The organism is Aurantimonas endophytica, assembly GCF_014196845.1.
Taxonomy (GTDB): Bacteria; Pseudomonadota; Alphaproteobacteria; order Rhizobiales; family Rhizobiaceae; genus Aurantimonas; species Aurantimonas endophytica.
In genome coordinates this window covers 462,408-478,888 of record NZ_JACIEM010000002.1, presented here as the reverse complement: position 1 = coordinate 478,888, position 16,481 = coordinate 462,408, and the positions used below count along the sequence as shown (strand labels likewise).

Genomic DNA, 16,481 nt, shown 5'->3' with positions numbered 1-16,481 from the left:
TGGAACGGAACGCAGCGACCGCTGCCCGACGCCTTAGTTGAGGTTCTTGCGGACCGCGGCGATCGATTCGTTGATGAACCGGCCACCCTCGGCCGCCTGGCGATCCGCGAGGATCTTCGCCGCAGCCTCGACGGCGAGATCGACCGCAGAGGCGCGGACTTCGGCGATGGCATCGGTCTCGGCCTGAGCGATCTTCGCCTCCGCCATGGCGGTGCGCCGGGTGATGTATTCCTCGTTGCGCCGCTGCGCATCCTCGAGCATCAGGGCTGCCTCGCGCTTGGCCGCGGCGAGAATGTCCTGTGCCTCGACCTCGGCCTCGCGCCGGCGACGCTGGTATTCGGCCAGCTGCTGCTTGGCCTCTTCCTTCAGCTCGCGCGCTTCCTCGATCTCCTGGCGGATTCGCACCGCGCGGTCGTCGAGGGTCTTACCGACCTTCTGCGGCGCGCGGACGTACCAGATGATGACGAAGAACAGGATGAGGCCGACAAAGGCCCAGAATGAATTGTCCATCATGGCCGTGTCAGCTCCGAACCGCGTTGACCGCGCCAGCGATTTCCGCGCGCGGGGCATCGATGCGCGCGACTTCACGCAGGATCGCGTCGGTCGCGTCCTCCGCGATGGCCCCAACATCCTTCAGCGCCTCGCGCTTGATGTCGTCGATCCGGACCTGTGCGGCGCCGAGCTTGCCGTCCAGTTCGCCGTCGATGCGCTTGCGCTCGCTCTCGGCATCGGCGCGGGCCGATTCCTTGGCTTCGAGCGCAATCTTGTGAGCCCGGTCGCGGGCTTCGGTCAGTTCCTGCTCGTAGGCGGCCTGCGCCTCGTCGGCGTCGGCGCGCATGCGATCGGCAGCCTCGAGGTCGAGGGCGATGCGATCGCGGCGGTTTTCGAGGATTCCGGCGATCCGCGGCAGGATCACCTTCTTCAGGACGAGATAGAAAATGCCGAAAGTGATCGCCAGCCAGAGCAGCTGCGAGGGGAAATATTCGGTCTCGAACGGCGGGAAGCCGCCCTCGTGACCTTCCTCGACATGCACGACCTCGCCAGTGACCGGCGCCGCCGGATCTACGGGCGGAACGACGACGGCATCCGGCGATTCGGTCTGCGCGAAGGCTTGGCTTACGAACATCGAGGGCTCCGGCAAACGGACCGGCGACAGGAACTGCCGCCGGCCGGTTCGTCTTCAGTGGCTGCTTGGATCAGACGGCGAAGAGCAGCAGAAGCGCGATCAGCAGCGAGAAGATGCCGAGCGCTTCCGTGACGGCGAAGCCGAAGATCAGGCGGCCGAACTGGCCGTCCGCGGCCGACGGGTTGCGCAGTGCGCCCGAGAGGTAGGCGGCGAACATGTTGCCGAGACCGAGGGCGGTTCCAGCCATGCCGAAGCATGCGAGGCCGGCACCGATGTATCTTGCTGCTTCCGCGTCCATGTCAAACTCCTTTGAAATTTCGATTGCGGCTGATGTGGCGGCTGGACGGCCGCCCCTGGGTTATCCTGGAGACGTCTTAGTGGCCTGGATGGATCGCGTCGTTGAGATACATGCAGGTCAGGACCGCGAAGACGTAGGCTTGCAACGCGGCGACCAGGAATTCGAGAGCCGTCAGAGCGACGGTCATGAAGAGCGGCAGGATGGCACCGCCGATGCCGAGGGCGCCCATGGCCGTCATCGACACGATGAAGCCGGAGAACACTTTCAGCGTGATGTGGCCCGCCAGCATGTTGGCGAAGAGACGAACCGAGAGCGAAACCGGCCGGGACAGGAACGACACCAGCTCGATGATCACCACCAGCGGGACGAGGATCGCCGGTACGCCGGAAGGCACGAACAGCTTGAAGAAGCCGAGGCCGTTCTTCTTGAGCCCGTAGACCACCACGACGCCGATCACCAGGAGGGAAAGCGCGAAGGTGACGATCAGGTGGCTGGTCACGGTGAAGAAGTACGGCACCATCCCGAGCAGGTTGGCGACCAGGATGAACATGAACAGCGAGAACACGAAGGGAAAGAAGCGCATCCCCCCGGAGCCGGCGGCATCGCGCAGCATGTTCGCTATGAATTCATAGGAGAGCTCGGTGACCGACTGCATGCGGTTCGGCACCAGGCCGCGGCCGCGGGTCGAGTAATAGAGCAGCGCCGTCGTCAGCGCGACCGTGACCACCATGAACAGGGCGGAATTGGTGAACGAGAAATCGAGCCCGCCGATCTCGATCGGAACGATGCTGGAAATCACGAACTGGTGGATCGGATCGGTCGGGTTGGTCGCCAAACTCAGTGGTCCTTCGTCACATTCGCTACCCGGCGAGGGCCGCCATGCCCAATAGCGTCCCGAACTCCGCTTCGCAACACCCCGCGGCAGACTTTGCTGCAGGCGCTCAATCCGGCTTGCCGGTCCCGTCTCCCGGCATTCCTCCTGCCGGACCTTTGGCGGAGGCCCCGCGGATGACGTTGAGGACGCCTGCGGCGAAGCCGATCATCAGGAAGATGATGAGCCCGAACGGCGAGGTGCCGGCCAGCGTGTCGATCAGATAGCCGATCGCCGTGCCGACCAGGATGCCCGCGACAAATTCGCTGGCTATCTTCAATCCCTGCGCGATGCCCTGCATTCCCTGGGACCGATCAGGCGCCTCGCGGTTCTCCGGAAGCCGCTTGCGCTGCTCGGCGATTCGCCTCGCCAGCGCCTCCCGACGGGCGGCCAGCGCCGCATCGTCCACCGGCAGAAGCGTCGGATCGGGGTCGTTGGGATTGTCGGCCATCGTCACTCGCCTCGCCTCTTCACCCATGGCGGGTGAGCCGGAGCGACGCTAGGCACCATGCTGGTTTGCCGTCAATCACGCACGCTTCATTGCGGCCGGCCCGATACCGGGGCGAGCTCAGCGAAAACCGGCTACCGGGCGCGGGAGATAGGGCGCTTCCAGCGCTGCGATTTCCTCCCCGGTCAGCTCGACCCCGAGTGCGGCCACGGCATCGTCGAGATGCTGCATCCTGGTTGCGCCGACGATGGGCGCGGTGACGCCGGGCTTCTGCCGCACCCAGGCGAGCGCCACCTGGGCGCGCGGCACCCCGCGCGAAGCGGCGATCTCGCCGACTGCCTCGATCACGCCCTTGTCGGCCTCTTCATGCGCCTTGTAGAGCGCCTTGCCGACCTCGTCGGTCTCCGTGCGGTTGGTCGCCTCGCCCCACGGCCGGGTCAGCCGACCGCGCGCCAGCGGCGACCACGGGATCACCGCAATCCCCTCGTCACGGCAGAGCGGCAGCATCTCGCGCTCTTCCTCGCGATAGAGCAGGTTGAGGTGGTTCTGCATGGTCACGAAGCGGGCCCAGCCGTGCCTGTCGGACAGGTGCAGGGCCTTGGCGAACTGCCAGGCATACATCGAGGACGCGCCGATATAGCGGGCCTTGCCCGCCTTCACCACGTCGTGCAGCGCCTCGAGCGTCTCCTCGATCGGCGTGCCGTAGTCCCAGCGGTGGATCTGGTAGAGGTCGACATAGTCGGTGCCGAGCCGCTTCAGGCTGTTGTTGATCTCGCTCATGATCGCCTTGCGCGACAGGCCTGCCCCGTTCGGCCCGTCATGCATGCGGTTGAACACCTTGGTGGCGATGACCAGTTCGTCGCGCCGGCCGAAATCCTTCAGCGCCCTGCCGACGATCTCCTCGCTGGTGCCAGCCGAATAGGCGTTGGCGGTATCGAAGAAATTGATGCCGAGCTCGATCGCCCGCCGGATGAAGGGCCGGCTCTCCTCCTCCGGCATCGACCAGGGATGCGTGCCGGCTTCCGGCACGCCGTAGCTCATACAGCCGAGGCAGATGGGCGTCACGTCGAGGCCGGTTCGGCCGAGCTTGATCGTCTTCATGGCGGCAATCCTCGCGTCGTTGAAGCACGCGGGGTCAGCGCCGCACGCGCGGCAGGGCAAGATAGTGAGATGCGGCGGGAGGGAAAGGCGGCGCGCTGGTCGCCGCCCTTCGTGAAGCCTCCCTCAGATGGCGACGCCCCCGACGGGCGCAGCCCCGCCCTTCAGGCGCTCGGCCTGTTCGATGGCGAACTCCTCTTCCGGCGAAAGGATCAGGCGGTGCCGGCCGACCAGCGCGAAATAGGCGATGCCGACAGCGAACCAGATCGCCACGCCGATGACGCCGGCGCGATAGGTCGGGTCGGAAAGCTGGAAGGCCAGCGTGACCATCGCGATGACGATCGTCGCGACCGCCCCCGGTATGCCGAAGGGGCTGCGATATGGTCGGCCGATGTCGGCGTGGTTGCGGCGCAGGAGGATGAAGGAGATCGCCTGGGCGATGTAGGAGCACATGGCGCCGAACACCGCCATGTTGAGCAGCGTCCCGCCGATGATCGCCGAGCCGGCGTCGGCGCCGAGACCGACGAACAGCACCAGCATGATGGAGAGGCCGACCGAGGCCCCGACCACCATGGCGAGATACGGCGTCTTGCGTTGGTCGTGGGTCAAGGACAGCGCCCGCGGAAAGTAGCCCGCCCGCGACAGCGAGTAGATCTGCCGGCCTTGCGCGAAGATGATCGTGTGGAAGGAGGCGATCAGCCCGATGATCGCGACGAACGCGAGCAGCTTGGCGATGCCGCTGCCGTAGATCGCGCTGAAGCCGGCGAGCAATGGTTCGCCCGAGGAGCCCAATTCGTAGGAGCCGACGCCGGGCAGAGAGGGGTTGAGGAAGAGGATCATGAAGGCGGAGACGATCAGCGTCAGCATGCCGAGAAGGATCCCCTTCGGCATGTCCCGCTTCGGGTCGACCGATTCCTCGGCCGCGAGCGGCAGTTGCTCGATGGCGAGGAACAGCCAGACCGCAAAGGGCAGCGCGGTCAGGGCGCCGGTCAGGCCGAATGGTAGGAAGGGTCCGTTGCCGCCCTCCAGCAGGCCGCCGCCGGGTGCGATGTCGAGGGCGTTGGCTGCGAAGTCGATATTCGGAATCGCCGAAATCCAGAAGATCACGAGCACGGCGAGCGCCATCAGCGTAACGACGACGGTCACCTTGAAGGACAATTCGACGCCGACGACGTTGAGGCCGACGAATAGCACGTAGCCGACGATCCACCAGACCGGCTGGAAGGCGGCTGGCGTCTCGAAGATGCCGGTGAGATACGAGCCGATGAAGAACACGATCACCGCCGGCGTCAGCACGTATTCGACGTTCTCGCAGAGACCGGTGATGAAGCCGCCCCAGCGGCCCATCGCGGTGCGGGCGAAGGAATAGGCGGCGCCGGTGTGCGGCAGGGCGGGCGACATCTCGGCGATGGAGAAGGTCAGCCCCAGATACATGATGGCGATGAGGATGGTGGCGATGAACATGCCGCCCCAGCCGCCGGAGGCGAGGCCGAGATTCCAGCCGGAATAGTGGCCGGAGATCACCGCGCCGACACCGAGCGCCCACAGCGACCAGACCCCGGCGTATTACTTGAGGCTTCGCTTGTCGAAATAGGCCGCATCAGCGGTCTGGTACGAAATGGCTTTGCGTTCGGACAGCATGGCAGCAGATCCCCGATGAAGCCTCCCGCAGCGATACGATCACCGAATCGTTATGGCGTCAATCTGGGCAGTTCGCCATTCGCACAATGGCTGTGCACTTCTTCATCCGGGGAGGAGATTTGCCGTTTTCGCGGCGTCGGTGAGCCGGTCGTCGCCGTCGTCCTTCAGGCCGACGCCAGAGAGCCCGAGTGCGTGCGACCGCCGGAGCAGATCGACGAGTTTCTCCACCGCCGCCGCCGGGGTGAAGCCGCGATCGCGGATGTTGGAGACGCAGTTGCGATCGGCGTCGCTGCGCCCGGGCCGCGGACCGAAGGTCAGGTAGGCGCCAAGACTATCGGCCGCCGACAGGCCCGGCCGCTCGCCGACCAGCATCAGCGCGATCCGAGCGCCGAGCGCTTCGCCGATGGGGTCGGACAAAGCGACGCGCGCATGGCTGGCGATAACGACCGGCGCGACGGCCCAGTCGTCCGGTAGTCGATCGAGGATGCCGGCGGCGACAGTGGCGCCGTAGCTGTTGGCGGCGAAGGCCGACAGGCCGTCGGCGACGATGAGCACCAGATCGTGCGGGCCGGGCGCCTGGCGAAGCAGGGCAGCGGGTTCCGGCGCCATCAGCCGCCCTAGATCCGGGCGTCGCAGATAGGTCGTCCGGTCCGGCGCCTGGCTGGCGACGCGGAGCGTGGGATGCCCGGACGCGGCCAGCGCCGCCTCGACGCCCGCGACGTCGAATTCGGCATGGACCGCGTCGCGGGCCGCAGCGTGGGCCTCGGCGAAATCCAGATGCGCCGCGGTCGGCAGCCCGGCGCCAAAGCGGCCGAGGGCGATGCGGGCGTCGGTGTGACGCCGCAGCCGTGCCAGCGGATGAGGCGCGCCCTGCCCAGGCTCGAGTTCGTCGCTCACTCGGCGGCCTCCAGCAGGTGCGCCCTGGCGGCCAGCATCAGCGATCCGTCGGAGGGCTTGAGGAAACCGTTTTGGTCGAAGATCCCGGCATCCGCAAGCCACGCCTCGAATTCCGGCGACGGGCGCAGGCCGAGGGCGCGGCGGACATAGGCCGCATCGTGATAGGAGGTCGACTGGTAGTTCAGCATGACGTCGTCGGAGCCGGGCACGCCCATGACGAAATTGACCCCGGCGACGGCGAGCAGCGTCAGCAGGTTGTCCATGTCGTCCTGGTCGGCTTCGGCGTGGTTGGTGTAGCAGACGTCGACGCCCATCGGCACGCCGAGCAGCTTGCCGCAGAAATGGTCCTCTAGCCCGGCGCGGATGATCTCCTTGCCGTCGTAGAGATATTCCGGCCCGATGAAGCCGACGACGGTGTTGACCAGCAGCGGATCGAACTCGCGGGCCACCGCATAGGCCCGCGCCTCCATCGTCTGCTGGTCGATGCCGTGATGGGCGTCGGCAGAAAGCGCCGAGCCCTGCCCGGTCTCGAAATACATGACGTTGTCGCCGACCGTGCCGCGCTTCAGCCCGCGGGCCGCCTCGTGTGCTTCCTTGAGCATCGCAATGGAGATGCCGAAGGAGGCGTTGGCCTTCTGAGAGCCTGCCACCGACTGGAAGACCAGGTCGACGGGCGCGGCACGGTTCATCGCGTCGATCGCCGTCGTGACATGGGCAAGGACGCAGGACTGCACCGGGCAGCCGAGCCGCAGGCGCAGTTCCTCGATCAGATCGAGCAGGCGGCGCATGGCCGACGGGCTGTCGGTCGCCGGGTTGATGCCGATCACCGCGTCGCCGCAGCCGAAGGCGAGTCCGTCGACGATCGAGGCCGCGACGCCGCGCGGGTCGTCGGTCGGATGGTTGGGCTGGATGCGGACCGACAAGCGGCCGGGCAGTCCCACCGTCGTGCGGAACGCGGTGACGACGGGCCGCTTGCGCGCGATCGCGATGAGATCCTGATTGCGGCAGATCTTGGCGACCGCCGCGACCATCTCCGGGGTCAGCGCCCATTTCAGCGCGGCGATGGCGGGGGGCGTCGCCGCCTCCGACAGCAACCACTCGCGCATCTCGCCGACCGACCAGCCGGCGATCGGTCGGAACGCCTCGGAATCGTGCTGGCGCAGGATCAGCGCCGAGACGTCGTCGGCTTCCGGGTCGATCAGCGGTGATTCCAGTATCGCGCCGAGGGTCGTGTCCGCCAGAAGCCGCTGCGCCTTGACCCGCTCCTGCCGGCTCGCCGCGGCGATGCCGGCGAGGAAGTCTCCGGACCGTGCGGGGGAGGCTTTCGCCAGCAAATTCTTGAGGTCTTCGCCGGACATCGTCTTCCTCCGACTATGCGCAGGCTCTCGGCCCGATCTGGCGCATCTGAAGGCATTAGCCGCGTCCGGTCAATTTCCGGGCAGCTCCCCCCGCATCTACGGGCCTTGACCTTCCAGTGACGGGAAGCCCCATCTGCCGGGGGAGCGCAAGGATCGCAGACATGACAATGGCGAAGACGCACGATCACTCGGCCTGTGGGGCGGGTACGCAGGAGCCCGCGCCGGTTCGCGACCCCGTGTGCGGGATGACCGTGGACCCCACCGCCGGCAAGCCGCGTCTCGATCATGACGGCCGGGTCTTCCACTTCTGCTCCGAGAGTTGCCGCGGCAAATTCGCGGCGGCGCCCGACGACTATCTCACCGCGACGGATCCGGTGTGCGGCATGGATGTCGACCGGGCCAGCGCCCGTCACATGGCCAAGCACCACGGCGAGCGTTTCTATTTCTGCTCGGAAGGCTGCCAGGAGCGATTCGAGGCCGCGCCGGAGCAATATCTGGGCGACCGTCCGGCGCCCGCCCCGGCCCCCGCCGGCACGCAATACACCTGCCCGATGCATCCGGAGATCGTCCAGGACGGGCCCGGCGACTGCCCGAAATGCGGCATGGCGCTGGAGCCGATGGGCGTGCCCACCGGCGAGGAAGGCCCCAATCCGGAGCTGGTCGACTTCACCCGCCGGCTCTGGGTGAGCGCCGTCTGCGCCATCCCGCTGCTGATCCTGACCATGGGGCCGATGGTCGGGCTGCCGATCCGCGAATGGCTCGGCGAGCAGACCGCCGTCTATGCCGAGTTCCTGCTGGCGACCCCCGTGGTGCTGTGGGCGGCGCTGCCGTTCTTCAAGCGGGGCTGGGCGTCGGTCGTCAACCGCTCGCCCAATATGTGGACGCTGATCTCGCTCGGCGTAGGCGCGGCCTATGGCTACAGCGTCGTTGCGACGTTCTTTCCGGGCCTGTTCCCCGCCTCGTTCCGCACCGGGATGGCGATGGACGGCATGGGGCACGAAGGCGTCGTGCCGGTCTATTTCGAGGCGGCGGCGGTGATCGTCGCGCTGATCTTCGTCGGCCAGGTGCTGGAGCTCAAGGCGCGCGAGCGCACCGGCTCGGCGATCCGCGCGCTGATGGACCTCGCGCCGAAGACCGCGCGCCGATTAGGCGTCGACGGCAGCGAGGAGGACGTGCCGCTCGACACGGTCGCCAGTGGCGACCGACTGCGAGTGCGCCCGGGCGAAGCCGTGCCGGTTGATGGCACGGTCGCCGAAGGCCGTTCGGCGGTGGACGAATCGATGATCACCGGAGAGCCGGTGCCTGTCGAGAAGAGTGTCGGCGATACGGTCACCGGCGGAACGCTCAACCGCACCGGCTCCTTCGTGATGACGGCGGAGGCCGTCGGCGCGGAGACCACCCTGTCGCGCATCGTCGCGATGGTGGCGACGGCGCAGCGCTCGCGCGCGCCGATCCAGGGCCTCGCCGATCGCGTCGCCGGCTATTTCGTCCCGGCGGTCGTCCTCGTCGCGATCATCGCCTTCGCCATGTGGGTGCTGGTCGGGCCGCCACCCGCCATGGTCCATGCGCTGATCGCCGCCGTCTCGGTGCTGATCATCGCCTGCCCCTGCGCGCTGGGCCTTGCGACGCCGATGTCGATCATGACGGCGACCGGGCGCGGCGCATCGGCGGGCGTGCTGATCAAGGACGCCGAGGCGCTGGAGCGCTTCGCCGGAATCGACACGCTGGTGATCGACAAGACCGGAACGCTGACGGAAGGCCGGCCGCGCCTTACCGACGTGGTGGCCACCGACGGCGACGAGCCGGCATTCCTGTCGGCAGCCGCCAGCCTCGAACGTGGCTCGGAGCATCCGCTGGCCGAGGCGATCGTGGCGGGCGCCCGCGAACGAGGCGCGACGCTGCACGACGCAGCGGATTTCGAGGCAGTCACCGGCAAGGGCGTCCGGGGCACCGTCGGCGGTGCCCCGGTGGTGCTCGGCAACCGCGCCATGCTGGAAGCGGAAGGCATCGATGGCTCGACGCTCGATGGCGCTGCCCGCGAGATGGAGACCGACGGCAAGACGGTGATGTTCGTCGCCATCGACGGCCGTGCGGCGGGCCTTCTGGCCGTGTCCGACACGATCAAGCCGACTACCGAGGCGGCGATCCGGGCGCTGCACGAGAGCGGCATGCGCATCGTCATGGCCACCGGCGACAACGAGCGAACTGCGCAGGCGGTCGCCCGGACGCTCGGCATCGACGAGGTACGGGCAGGGCTGTCGCCGGAGGCGAAGCAAGCGCTGGTGGAAGAGCTGCGCGCGTCCGGCGCCAAGGTCGCGGTGGCCGGCGACGGTGTCAACGATGCCCCGGCGCTGGCTGCCGCCGATGTCGGCATCGCGATGGGCACCGGCGCCGACGTGGCGGTGGAGAGTGCCGGGATCACGCTGGTGAAGGGTGACCTGAACGGTATCGTCCGCGCCCGCCGGCTGGCGCAGGCGACGATCCGCAACATACGGCAGAACCTGTTCTTCGCCTTCGTCTACAACACGGCCGGCGTGCCGATCGCCGCGGGCATCCTCTATCCGGTGTTCGGCCTGCTGCTGTCGCCCATGCTGGCAGCGGCCGCGATGAGCCTGTCCTCCATCTCGGTGATCGGCAATGCGCTGCGGCTGCGGACGGTGAAGCTTTAAGCAGCTGAGCTACCGCGCCGACAGCTTCTCCAGAATGGCGGAAAAGTCCCGCCCCTTTCCGCCCGCCTCGACGAAACGGGCGTAGATGTCGCGGGCGTGGCGGCCGAGTTCGGTCTCAGCGCCCGCGACCTCGGCGGCCTCCTGCGACAAATTCAGATCCTTCAGCATCAATTCGGCGGCAAAGCCCGGCCTGTAGCCGTTGTCGGCCGGGCTCTTCGGTCCGACACCGGGCGCCGGGCAATAGGTGTTGAGCGACCAGCACGAGCCGGACGAGGTGGAGGCGACGTCGAACATTGCCTGCCGGTCGAGGCCCAGCCTGTCAGCGAGATGGAAGGCCTCGCAGACGCCGATCATCGAGATGCCGAGGATCATGTTGTTGCAGATCTTCGCGGCCTGGCCGGCGCCCGCTTCGCCGCAGAGAACCGCCTTCTGGCCCATGATCTCGAAGAGCGGCTTTGCCTTTGCGAAGGCTTCCTCGCTGCCGCCGACCATGAAGGTCAGCGTGCCGGCCGCCGCGCCGCCGGTGCCGCCGGAAACCGGGGCATCGAGCGAGAGGAGCCCGATGTCATGCGCAATGCCGTGGACAGCGCGGGCGCTGTCGACATCGACGGTGGAGCAGTCGACCAGCAGCGTCCCCGGCTCCGCCAGCCTTGCGATGTCGGAATGAACGGCCCGCACGATTTCGCCGTTCGGCAACATGGTGATCACCGCCGCCTGGCCCCGCACCGCGCCTTCCATCGTCTCGGCGACTGAGACGCCCTCCACCGTCACCCCGGCCGGATCGTAGCCCGTGACCGCGTGCCCTGCCTTCGCCAGATTGGCGGCCATCGGTGCGCCCATGTTGCCGAGACCGACGAAACCGATCCTCATGGCTGTTCCTCCCCGTTGTCTTCGAATGTGAGTTCCGCAACGCCGAGCGGCGCCAGCATCGCCGCGAGACTGTCCGCCGGCAGGTCCTCGATGCGTGCAACCGGCCATTGCGGGGCCCGGTCCTTGTCGATCACCGCGGCGCGGATGCCCTCCTGCAGGTCGCCATATTCCTGGCTGCGGAAGGTGAAACGGTATTCGTGGCGGAGCGCGTTCTCGATGGTCGGGTCCTGCCGCACCGCCCGGATGATCGCCAGCGTTGCCGCTACGGAGAGCGGCGAGCCCTTGCGGATCGCGGCCAGCGTCTCGGAGGCGAAGTCGCTGCCGTCGGCCGCGAGCCCCGCGACGATCGTCGCCGCGTCGGTCGCAGCGAAGAAGCGGTCGATGGCCGCGCGTCGTCTAGCGAGCACGCCAGCGTCGGCAGGAGTCACCGCGTAGATCTCGGTCACGCCCGGATCGCCGATCTCGACGAGGCGCGCCACGAGTTCCGGCAGCCGGTCCGAGGCCACGGCGAGATCGGCGAAGCCCGCGAGGATCGCGTCCGCGGCGCCCATGCGAAAACCGGTGAGGCCAAGATATTCCCCGAGATGCCCCGGCGCCGCGGCGAGGATCAGCGAGACCCCCACGTCCGGCACAAGGCCGACGGCGCATTCGGGCATCGCGACCATCGAGCGCTCGGTGACGATCCGGTGGCTGCCGTGGGCGGACATTCCGACGCCTCCGCCCATGACGATGCCGTCCATCAGCGCGACGAAGGGCTTGGGGTAATGGTGGATCAGCCGGTTGAGACGATATTCCTCGGCCCAGAAGCGCCGGCCCGCATCGAGATCGCCGGCCAGCCCGCGCCTGTAGAGTCCGGCGACGTCGCCGCCGGCGCAGAAGGCGCGGTCGCCAGCCGCATCGATGACCACGAGTGCGACACGACCATCGCTTGCCCAGGCACGCAAGGCGGCCTCGATCGCCACCACCATGCCATGGGTCAGGGCGTTGAGCGCCTGCGGCCGGTTGAGCGTAATGCGCCCGGCCCGGCCCTCGATCCGGATCAGCACCTCGCCCGTTGCAGCGCTCATGAATGCTCCGCCAGCAGCGCGCGCGCCGTGATCACCCGCATGATCTCGTTGGTGCCTTCGAGGATCTGGTGCACCCGCAGGTCGCGGACGATCTTCTCGATGCCGTAGTCGGCGAGGTAGCCGTAGCCGCCATGCAGCTGCAGGGCCATGTTGGCGACCTCGAAGCTCGCATCGGTGACGAAGCGCTTGGCCATGGCGCAGTGCTTGGTGGCGTCCGGCGCCCTGGTGTCGAGCTTCCAGGCCGCCTGTCGCAGGAAGATGCGCGCTGCCTGCAGCTCGGTCTCCATGTCGGCGAGCCGGAACTGCAGCGCCTGGAATTCGGTGAGGCTTTTGCCGAAGGCGGTGCGGTCCTTCATGTAGGCGACCGACTTGTCGAGGCAGGCCTGCGCCGCCCCGAGCGCACAGGCGGCGATGTTCAGCCGACCGCCGTCGAGCCCGGCCATCGCGTAGGTGAAGCCCCTACCCTCCTCGCCAAGAAGACTGCAGCGCGGCACCCGGCAAGCCTCGAACCGCACTTCGGCGGTGGGCTGGGCGATCCAGCCCATCTTCTTTTCCGGCGCGCCGAAACTCATGCCCGGCGTGCCGTTCTCGACGAGGATCGCGGAGATGCCCTTCGGCCCTGTCCCTCCGGTGCGGGCAATCACCACGTAGAGGTCGGAAAAGCCGGCGCCGGAGATGAAGCTCTTGGTGCCGTCGAGCACGTAGTCGTCGCTGTCGGCCTTGGCGGTGGTGCGAAGTGCGGCGGCATCCGAGCCGGACCCCGGCTCGGTGAGGCAGTAGCTGCCGACGGCCTGCATCGAGACGAGCTTCGGGAGCCAGCTCGCGCGCTGCTCCTCGGTGCCGTAGCTGTCCACCAGCCAGGCGACCATGTTGTGGATCGACAGGAAGGCCGAAACGGAGGGATCGCCGTAGGACAGGGCCTCGAAGATCAGCGCCGCGTCGAGGCGGGACAGGCCTGAACCGTAGTCGTCGCGGACACAGATCGCAGCCATGCCCAGATCGGCGAGTTCGGCCAGCACGTCGCGTGGTAGGGCTTTCTCTTCCTCCCAGCGGGCCGCATTCGGCGCCATCTTCTCGACAGCGAAATCCCGCGCCATCGTGAAGATCTGCTGCTGTTCGTCGGTGAGCGAGAAGTCCACGCGCGCCCTCCCAAGCGTCCGCCTATCCTCGAAGGTCTAGGACGCTCGGCGCAGCGCATCAAGCGCCGCGATCGCTACGGGAGGCGGCTGGTGGCCGGGGCAAGGTCCGGCGAGCGCCAAGCCTCGGGTTATCGGCGAGGCTCAGGCGGTGGCGGCGGTCGGGACCGGGGTCGACGGCACGGTGATATTGGCGTTGGCGATCACGGCGCGGCGACGGCTGCAATGCGAGATGTGGCCGTCGGCATAGCGGACCAGGAAGTTGCCGGGCTGCGGGATGGACCGCATGAAGAAGCTGTCCCGGACGGTAATGGTCCGACGCTCGCCGTCGCTGTCGCTGACGACCAGCTCGCCCTTGACGATGTCGACACTGAGAATCTCGCTGACTTCGGCGATGGTGTTCGTTACTCCCAGCATGCGTGCGCGCGGCTTCAGGTTCTGAACCAAGTCGTACCTCCGTCAAACTGGTGTCGATAGGAGGTTAACGAGGATTGTATTCCTTGGTTCCCACATGGCCGACACAATTCGGCAAGGATTTGCAACCGATGGCTCAGCCGATCATGCAACCCGTGATACCGTTTCCGTTCCGACCTCACGGATGGCGCGCATGTTCGATGCGTAGTGCTCCGGCGTGCCGCCCTTGAAGACGGCGGAGCCGGCGACGAGCACGTCGGCGCCCGCTTCGACGACCAGCGGTGCCGTCTCCGGCGTCACGCCGCCGTCGATCTCGATGTGGATGTCGCGGTCGCCGATCATCGCCTTGACCCGGCGGACCTTCTCGACGACCGAGGGAATGAAGGCCTGGCCGCCGAAGCCCGGATTGACCGTCATCAGCAGCACGAGATCGAGCCGGTCGAGCACGTACTCGATGACGCTTTCCGGCGTTGCCGGGTTGAGCGACACGCCGGCCTTCTTGCCGAGCGCGCGGATCGCCTGGAGCGAGCGGTCGAGATGCTTCGTCGCCTCGGCATGCACCGTGATGATATCGCAGCCGGCCTCCGCGAAGGCTTCGAGGAAAGGATCGCACGGCTCGATCATCAGATGGCAGTCGAACACCTTGGCCGAGGACTTGCGGATCGCCTTGATCACCGGCGGGCCGAAGGTGATGTTCGGCACGTAATGGCCGTCCATGACGTCGAGATGGATCCAGTCGGCACCGGCCGCGTCGACCGCCGCGACTTCCTCGCCGAGGCGCGAGAAGTCGGCGGACAGGATCGACGGCGCAATGATCAGGGGCCTCGTCATGGTGTCTCCTCGCGGTGGTCGCCGGCGGCCGGCTGGTCGCTGCCCGCCTTCTGCTGGAAGACGCGGCTGGCCGCAATGTCCTCGGCGGCGATCAGCGACAGCGCCGCCGCATCGAGCGGCCCGTCCGCCTGTTCGAACAGCCGGTTCGCCTGCCTGAGGCGCGCCCGGTCGAGGGCGTTGCGGATCGAACGGGCATTGGCGAAATGCGACTGCCCGCGGCGGTGCTCGATATAGCTCGCGAGCATCTCCTTGGCGTCAGGGCTCAACCGGTAGTTCTGCCGGTCGAGCATGCCGACCGCGATGCGGAGCAGCTCGTCGTCGCTGTAGTCGGGGAAATCAATGTGGTGGGCGATGCGCGAGCGAAAGCCCGGATTGGACTCGAAGAACTTGTCCATGCGGTCGGCATAGCCGGCGAGGATTACCACGAGATCGTCGCGCTGGTTCTCCATCACCTGCAAGAGGATCTCGATCGCCTCCTGCCCGTAGTCACGCTCGTTCTCCGGCCGGTAGAGGTAATAGGCCTCGTCGATGAACAACACGCCGCCCATCGCCTTCTTGAGGATGTCCTTGGTCTTGGGGGCGGTGTGGCCGATATACTGGCCGACGAGGTCGTCGCGGGTGACCGAGACGAGGTGGCCCTTGCGGATATAGCCGAGGCGATGCAGCAGGCTGGCCATCTTCAGCGCCACCGTCGTCTTGCCGGTGCCGGGATTGCCGGTGAAGCTCATGTGCAGCGTCGGCGTGTCGTGAGCGAGACCAAGCCGCTTGCGCGCCCGCTCGACGAGGAGCAGCGCCGCGGTCTCGCGGATGCGCTTCTTCACCGGCGCAAGGCCGACGAGTTCGCGGTCGAGTTCCTCCAGCACATCCTGGACCCCGGCGTCGCGGTATTCCTGCTGCAGGTCGACCGTGGTGGGGGCTTCGGGCGTTTCGGCACCGGTGGCTTCACCGCCTCCCTGTGCCGCCCCGCTCGCTGCCGGATCGCGGGCCACCGGCGCCTCGGCGTCTTTCGCCGGCTTACCTCCCCGCTCCACCTGATCGAGATAGCTCATTGGATGACCTCCCGTTGATTTCGCCGTCTGGGTGCGCCGCTACGAAGCGCGGTACCCTCCTGGCGCGTCGTCATCCTCGGGCCCCGTCCCGAGGATCCAGTCTTCCGCGCCGACTGGGGCCCCGCCGGGCCCGGGCCCAAAGACCCGAGCCGAGCCGCCGCTCTGGATCCTCGGGACGGGGCCCGAGGATGACGGCGACGTTGGAGACAAGCCGACCGCGCTCACTCCGCGTAACGGTCGCCTTCCGGCTTGTCGGTGGCGTAGGGCTCGGTGGTGTAGCGGATGTTGCGACCGCCGGCTTCCTGGCGTCGGAGGCGGAAGCCCGGCTCGTTGGCCGGCCGGTTGACGATGAAGGACAGCTTCACCGACTCCCAGCCATGGGTGGAGTCGAAGGCCGACATGCGGATGTAGAGATCGCCGTGCGCCTTGCGGCAATTGGCGAGTTCCATCATCACGCCGGCCGCGTCGGCGATGTCGAACATCGGGTGGCCCCACATGTCCCAGTAGGTGTTCCGCGGGTGCGGGTCGTCGGTGTATTCGAGGTTCACCGCCCAGCCATTGTCGAGGCAGTACTGGACCTGCGCGGTGATCTGCTCGTCGGTGAGGTCGGGCAGGAACGAGAAGGCGCCCTGGGTGATACGCATGATGCTCTCCTGTAATCGTTGTTTCGTCGCGGCTAGCTGACGTCGAAGATTTCCTCTCCCGCTT

Annotated in this window: 16 protein-coding genes and 1 pseudogene; 1 reads left to right on the top strand and 16 read right to left on the bottom strand. The window is 67.3% G+C overall.

The annotated features are described in order from the left end of the window. Positions 1–33 precede the first annotated feature (33 nt). From GGR03_RS09900 to GGR03_RS09860, 9 genes and pseudogenes are all read right to left on the bottom strand, one after another. Complete coding sequence (locus tag GGR03_RS09900) at positions 34–510, bottom strand: F0F1 ATP synthase subunit B (RefSeq protein ID WP_183208001.1); 477 nt, start codon at positions 508–510, stop codon at positions 34–36. A gap of 10 nt (positions 511–520) precedes the next feature. Then, on the bottom strand, positions 521–1,126 hold the full coding sequence (locus GGR03_RS09895; protein ID WP_183207498.1) for a F0F1 ATP synthase subunit B: 606 nt from the start codon (positions 1,124–1,126) through the stop codon (positions 521–523). Positions 1,127–1,196: 70 nt separating this feature from the next. After that, complete coding sequence (locus GGR03_RS09890) at positions 1,197–1,424, bottom strand: F0F1 ATP synthase subunit C (RefSeq protein WP_163042766.1); 228 nt, start codon at positions 1,422–1,424, stop codon at positions 1,197–1,199. Positions 1,425–1,500: 76 nt separating this feature from the next. Beyond that, positions 1,501–2,265: a F0F1 ATP synthase subunit A gene (locus GGR03_RS09885; protein WP_418885019.1), complete on the bottom strand. Its 765-nt coding sequence runs from the start codon at positions 2,263–2,265 to the stop codon at positions 1,501–1,503. Positions 2,266–2,365: 100 nt separating this feature from the next. Continuing rightward, complete coding sequence (locus tag GGR03_RS09880) at positions 2,366–2,746, bottom strand: AtpZ/AtpI family protein (protein WP_183207493.1); 381 nt, start codon at positions 2,744–2,746, stop codon at positions 2,366–2,368. A gap of 117 nt (positions 2,747–2,863) precedes the next feature. Next, positions 2,864–3,844 carry an aldo/keto reductase gene (locus GGR03_RS09875; RefSeq protein WP_183207491.1) on the bottom strand — a complete coding sequence of 327 codons (981 nt, stop codon included), beginning with the start codon at positions 3,842–3,844 and terminating at the stop codon, positions 2,864–2,866. 123 nt (positions 3,845–3,967) lie between these two features. Then, positions 3,968–5,482: pseudogene (locus GGR03_RS09870) on the bottom strand (amino acid permease). A gap of 102 nt (positions 5,483–5,584) precedes the next feature. Further along, on the bottom strand, positions 5,585–6,379 hold the full coding sequence (gene eutC / locus GGR03_RS09865; protein ID WP_183207489.1) for an ethanolamine ammonia-lyase subunit EutC: 795 nt from the start codon (positions 6,377–6,379) through the stop codon (positions 5,585–5,587). After that, positions 6,376–7,737, bottom strand: a complete 1,362-nt coding sequence (locus tag GGR03_RS09860; RefSeq protein ID WP_183207487.1) for an ethanolamine ammonia-lyase subunit EutB — start codon at positions 7,735–7,737, stop codon at positions 6,376–6,378. Before GGR03_RS09860 ends, eutC begins: the two co-directional genes overlap by 4 nt. 161 nt (positions 7,738–7,898) lie before the next feature. Here GGR03_RS09860 and GGR03_RS09855 point away from each other — a divergent pair, with 161 nt between their 5' ends. Then, a complete protein-coding gene (locus tag GGR03_RS09855) occupies positions 7,899–10,406 on the top strand; it encodes a heavy metal translocating P-type ATPase (protein WP_183207485.1) in 2,508 nt (835 codons plus the stop codon). Between the two features lie 9 nt (positions 10,407–10,415). Here GGR03_RS09855 and mmsB read toward each other — a convergent pair whose 3' ends face one another. The 7 genes from mmsB to GGR03_RS09820 all read right to left on the bottom strand — a co-directional run bounded on the left by mmsB (position 10,416) and on the right by GGR03_RS09820 (position 16,417). Further along, entirely contained in the window at positions 10,416–11,276 is an 861-nt protein-coding gene (gene mmsB, locus GGR03_RS09850; protein ID WP_183207482.1) for a 3-hydroxyisobutyrate dehydrogenase, read from the bottom strand. Next, complete coding sequence (locus GGR03_RS09845) at positions 11,273–12,343, bottom strand: enoyl-CoA hydratase/isomerase family protein (protein ID WP_183207480.1); 1,071 nt, start codon at positions 12,341–12,343, stop codon at positions 11,273–11,275. The genes mmsB and GGR03_RS09845 overlap by 4 nt, the downstream gene beginning before the upstream one ends. Further along, entirely contained in the window at positions 12,340–13,482 is a 1,143-nt protein-coding gene (locus GGR03_RS09840) for an acyl-CoA dehydrogenase family protein (protein ID WP_183207478.1), read from the bottom strand. Before GGR03_RS09840 ends, GGR03_RS09845 begins: the two co-directional genes overlap by 4 nt. Before the next feature lie 141 nt (positions 13,483–13,623). Then, positions 13,624–13,926, bottom strand: a complete 303-nt coding sequence (locus GGR03_RS09835; RefSeq protein WP_183207476.1) for a hypothetical protein — start codon at positions 13,924–13,926, stop codon at positions 13,624–13,626. Between the two features lie 111 nt (positions 13,927–14,037). Next, entirely contained in the window at positions 14,038–14,724 is a 687-nt protein-coding gene (rpe, locus tag GGR03_RS09830) for a ribulose-phosphate 3-epimerase (RefSeq protein ID WP_183207474.1), read from the bottom strand. Further along, a complete protein-coding gene (cbbX, locus tag GGR03_RS09825) occupies positions 14,721–15,773 on the bottom strand; it encodes a CbbX protein (RefSeq protein ID WP_183207472.1) in 1,053 nt (350 codons plus the stop codon). The genes rpe and cbbX overlap by 4 nt, the downstream gene beginning before the upstream one ends. Before the next feature lie 221 nt (positions 15,774–15,994). Then, a complete protein-coding gene (locus tag GGR03_RS09820) occupies positions 15,995–16,417 on the bottom strand; it encodes a ribulose bisphosphate carboxylase small subunit (RefSeq protein WP_183207469.1) in 423 nt (140 codons plus the stop codon). Between the last annotated feature and the right edge of the window lie 64 nt (positions 16,418–16,481).

What these genes read in the sequence shown, in the direction of transcription:
- GGR03_RS09900 (WP_183208001.1), bottom strand. Translation starts at nt 510, where the DNA reads ATGGACAATTCATTCTGGGCCTTTGTCGGCCTCATCCTGTTCTTCGTC.
- GGR03_RS09895 (WP_183207498.1), bottom strand. Translation starts at nt 1,126, where the DNA reads ATGTTCGTAAGCCAAGCCTTCGCGCAGACCGAATCGCCGGATGCCGTC.
- GGR03_RS09890 (WP_163042766.1), bottom strand. Translation starts at nt 1,424, where the DNA reads ATGGACGCGGAAGCAGCAAGATACATCGGTGCCGGCCTCGCATGCTTC.
- GGR03_RS09880 (WP_183207493.1), bottom strand. Translation starts at nt 2,746, where the DNA reads ATGGCCGACAATCCCAACGACCCCGATCCGACGCTTCTGCCGGTGGAC.
- GGR03_RS09875 (WP_183207491.1), bottom strand. Translation starts at nt 3,844, where the DNA reads ATGAAGACGATCAAGCTCGGCCGAACCGGCCTCGACGTGACGCCCATC.
- GGR03_RS09860 (WP_183207487.1), bottom strand. Translation starts at nt 7,737, where the DNA reads ATGTCCGGCGAAGACCTCAAGAATTTGCTGGCGAAAGCCTCCCCCGCA.
- GGR03_RS09855 (WP_183207485.1), top strand. Translation starts at nt 7,899, where the DNA reads ATGACAATGGCGAAGACGCACGATCACTCGGCCTGTGGGGCGGGTACG.
- mmsB (WP_183207482.1), bottom strand. Translation starts at nt 11,276, where the DNA reads ATGAGGATCGGTTTCGTCGGTCTCGGCAACATGGGCGCACCGATGGCC.
- GGR03_RS09845 (WP_183207480.1), bottom strand. Translation starts at nt 12,343, where the DNA reads ATGAGCGCTGCAACGGGCGAGGTGCTGATCCGGATCGAGGGCCGGGCC.
- rpe (WP_183207474.1), bottom strand. Translation starts at nt 14,724, where the DNA reads ATGACGAGGCCCCTGATCATTGCGCCGTCGATCCTGTCCGCCGACTTC.
- cbbX (WP_183207472.1), bottom strand. Translation starts at nt 15,773, where the DNA reads ATGAGCTATCTCGATCAGGTGGAGCGGGGAGGTAAGCCGGCGAAAGAC.
- GGR03_RS09820 (WP_183207469.1), bottom strand. Translation starts at nt 16,417, where the DNA reads ATGCGTATCACCCAGGGCGCCTTCTCGTTCCTGCCCGACCTCACCGAC.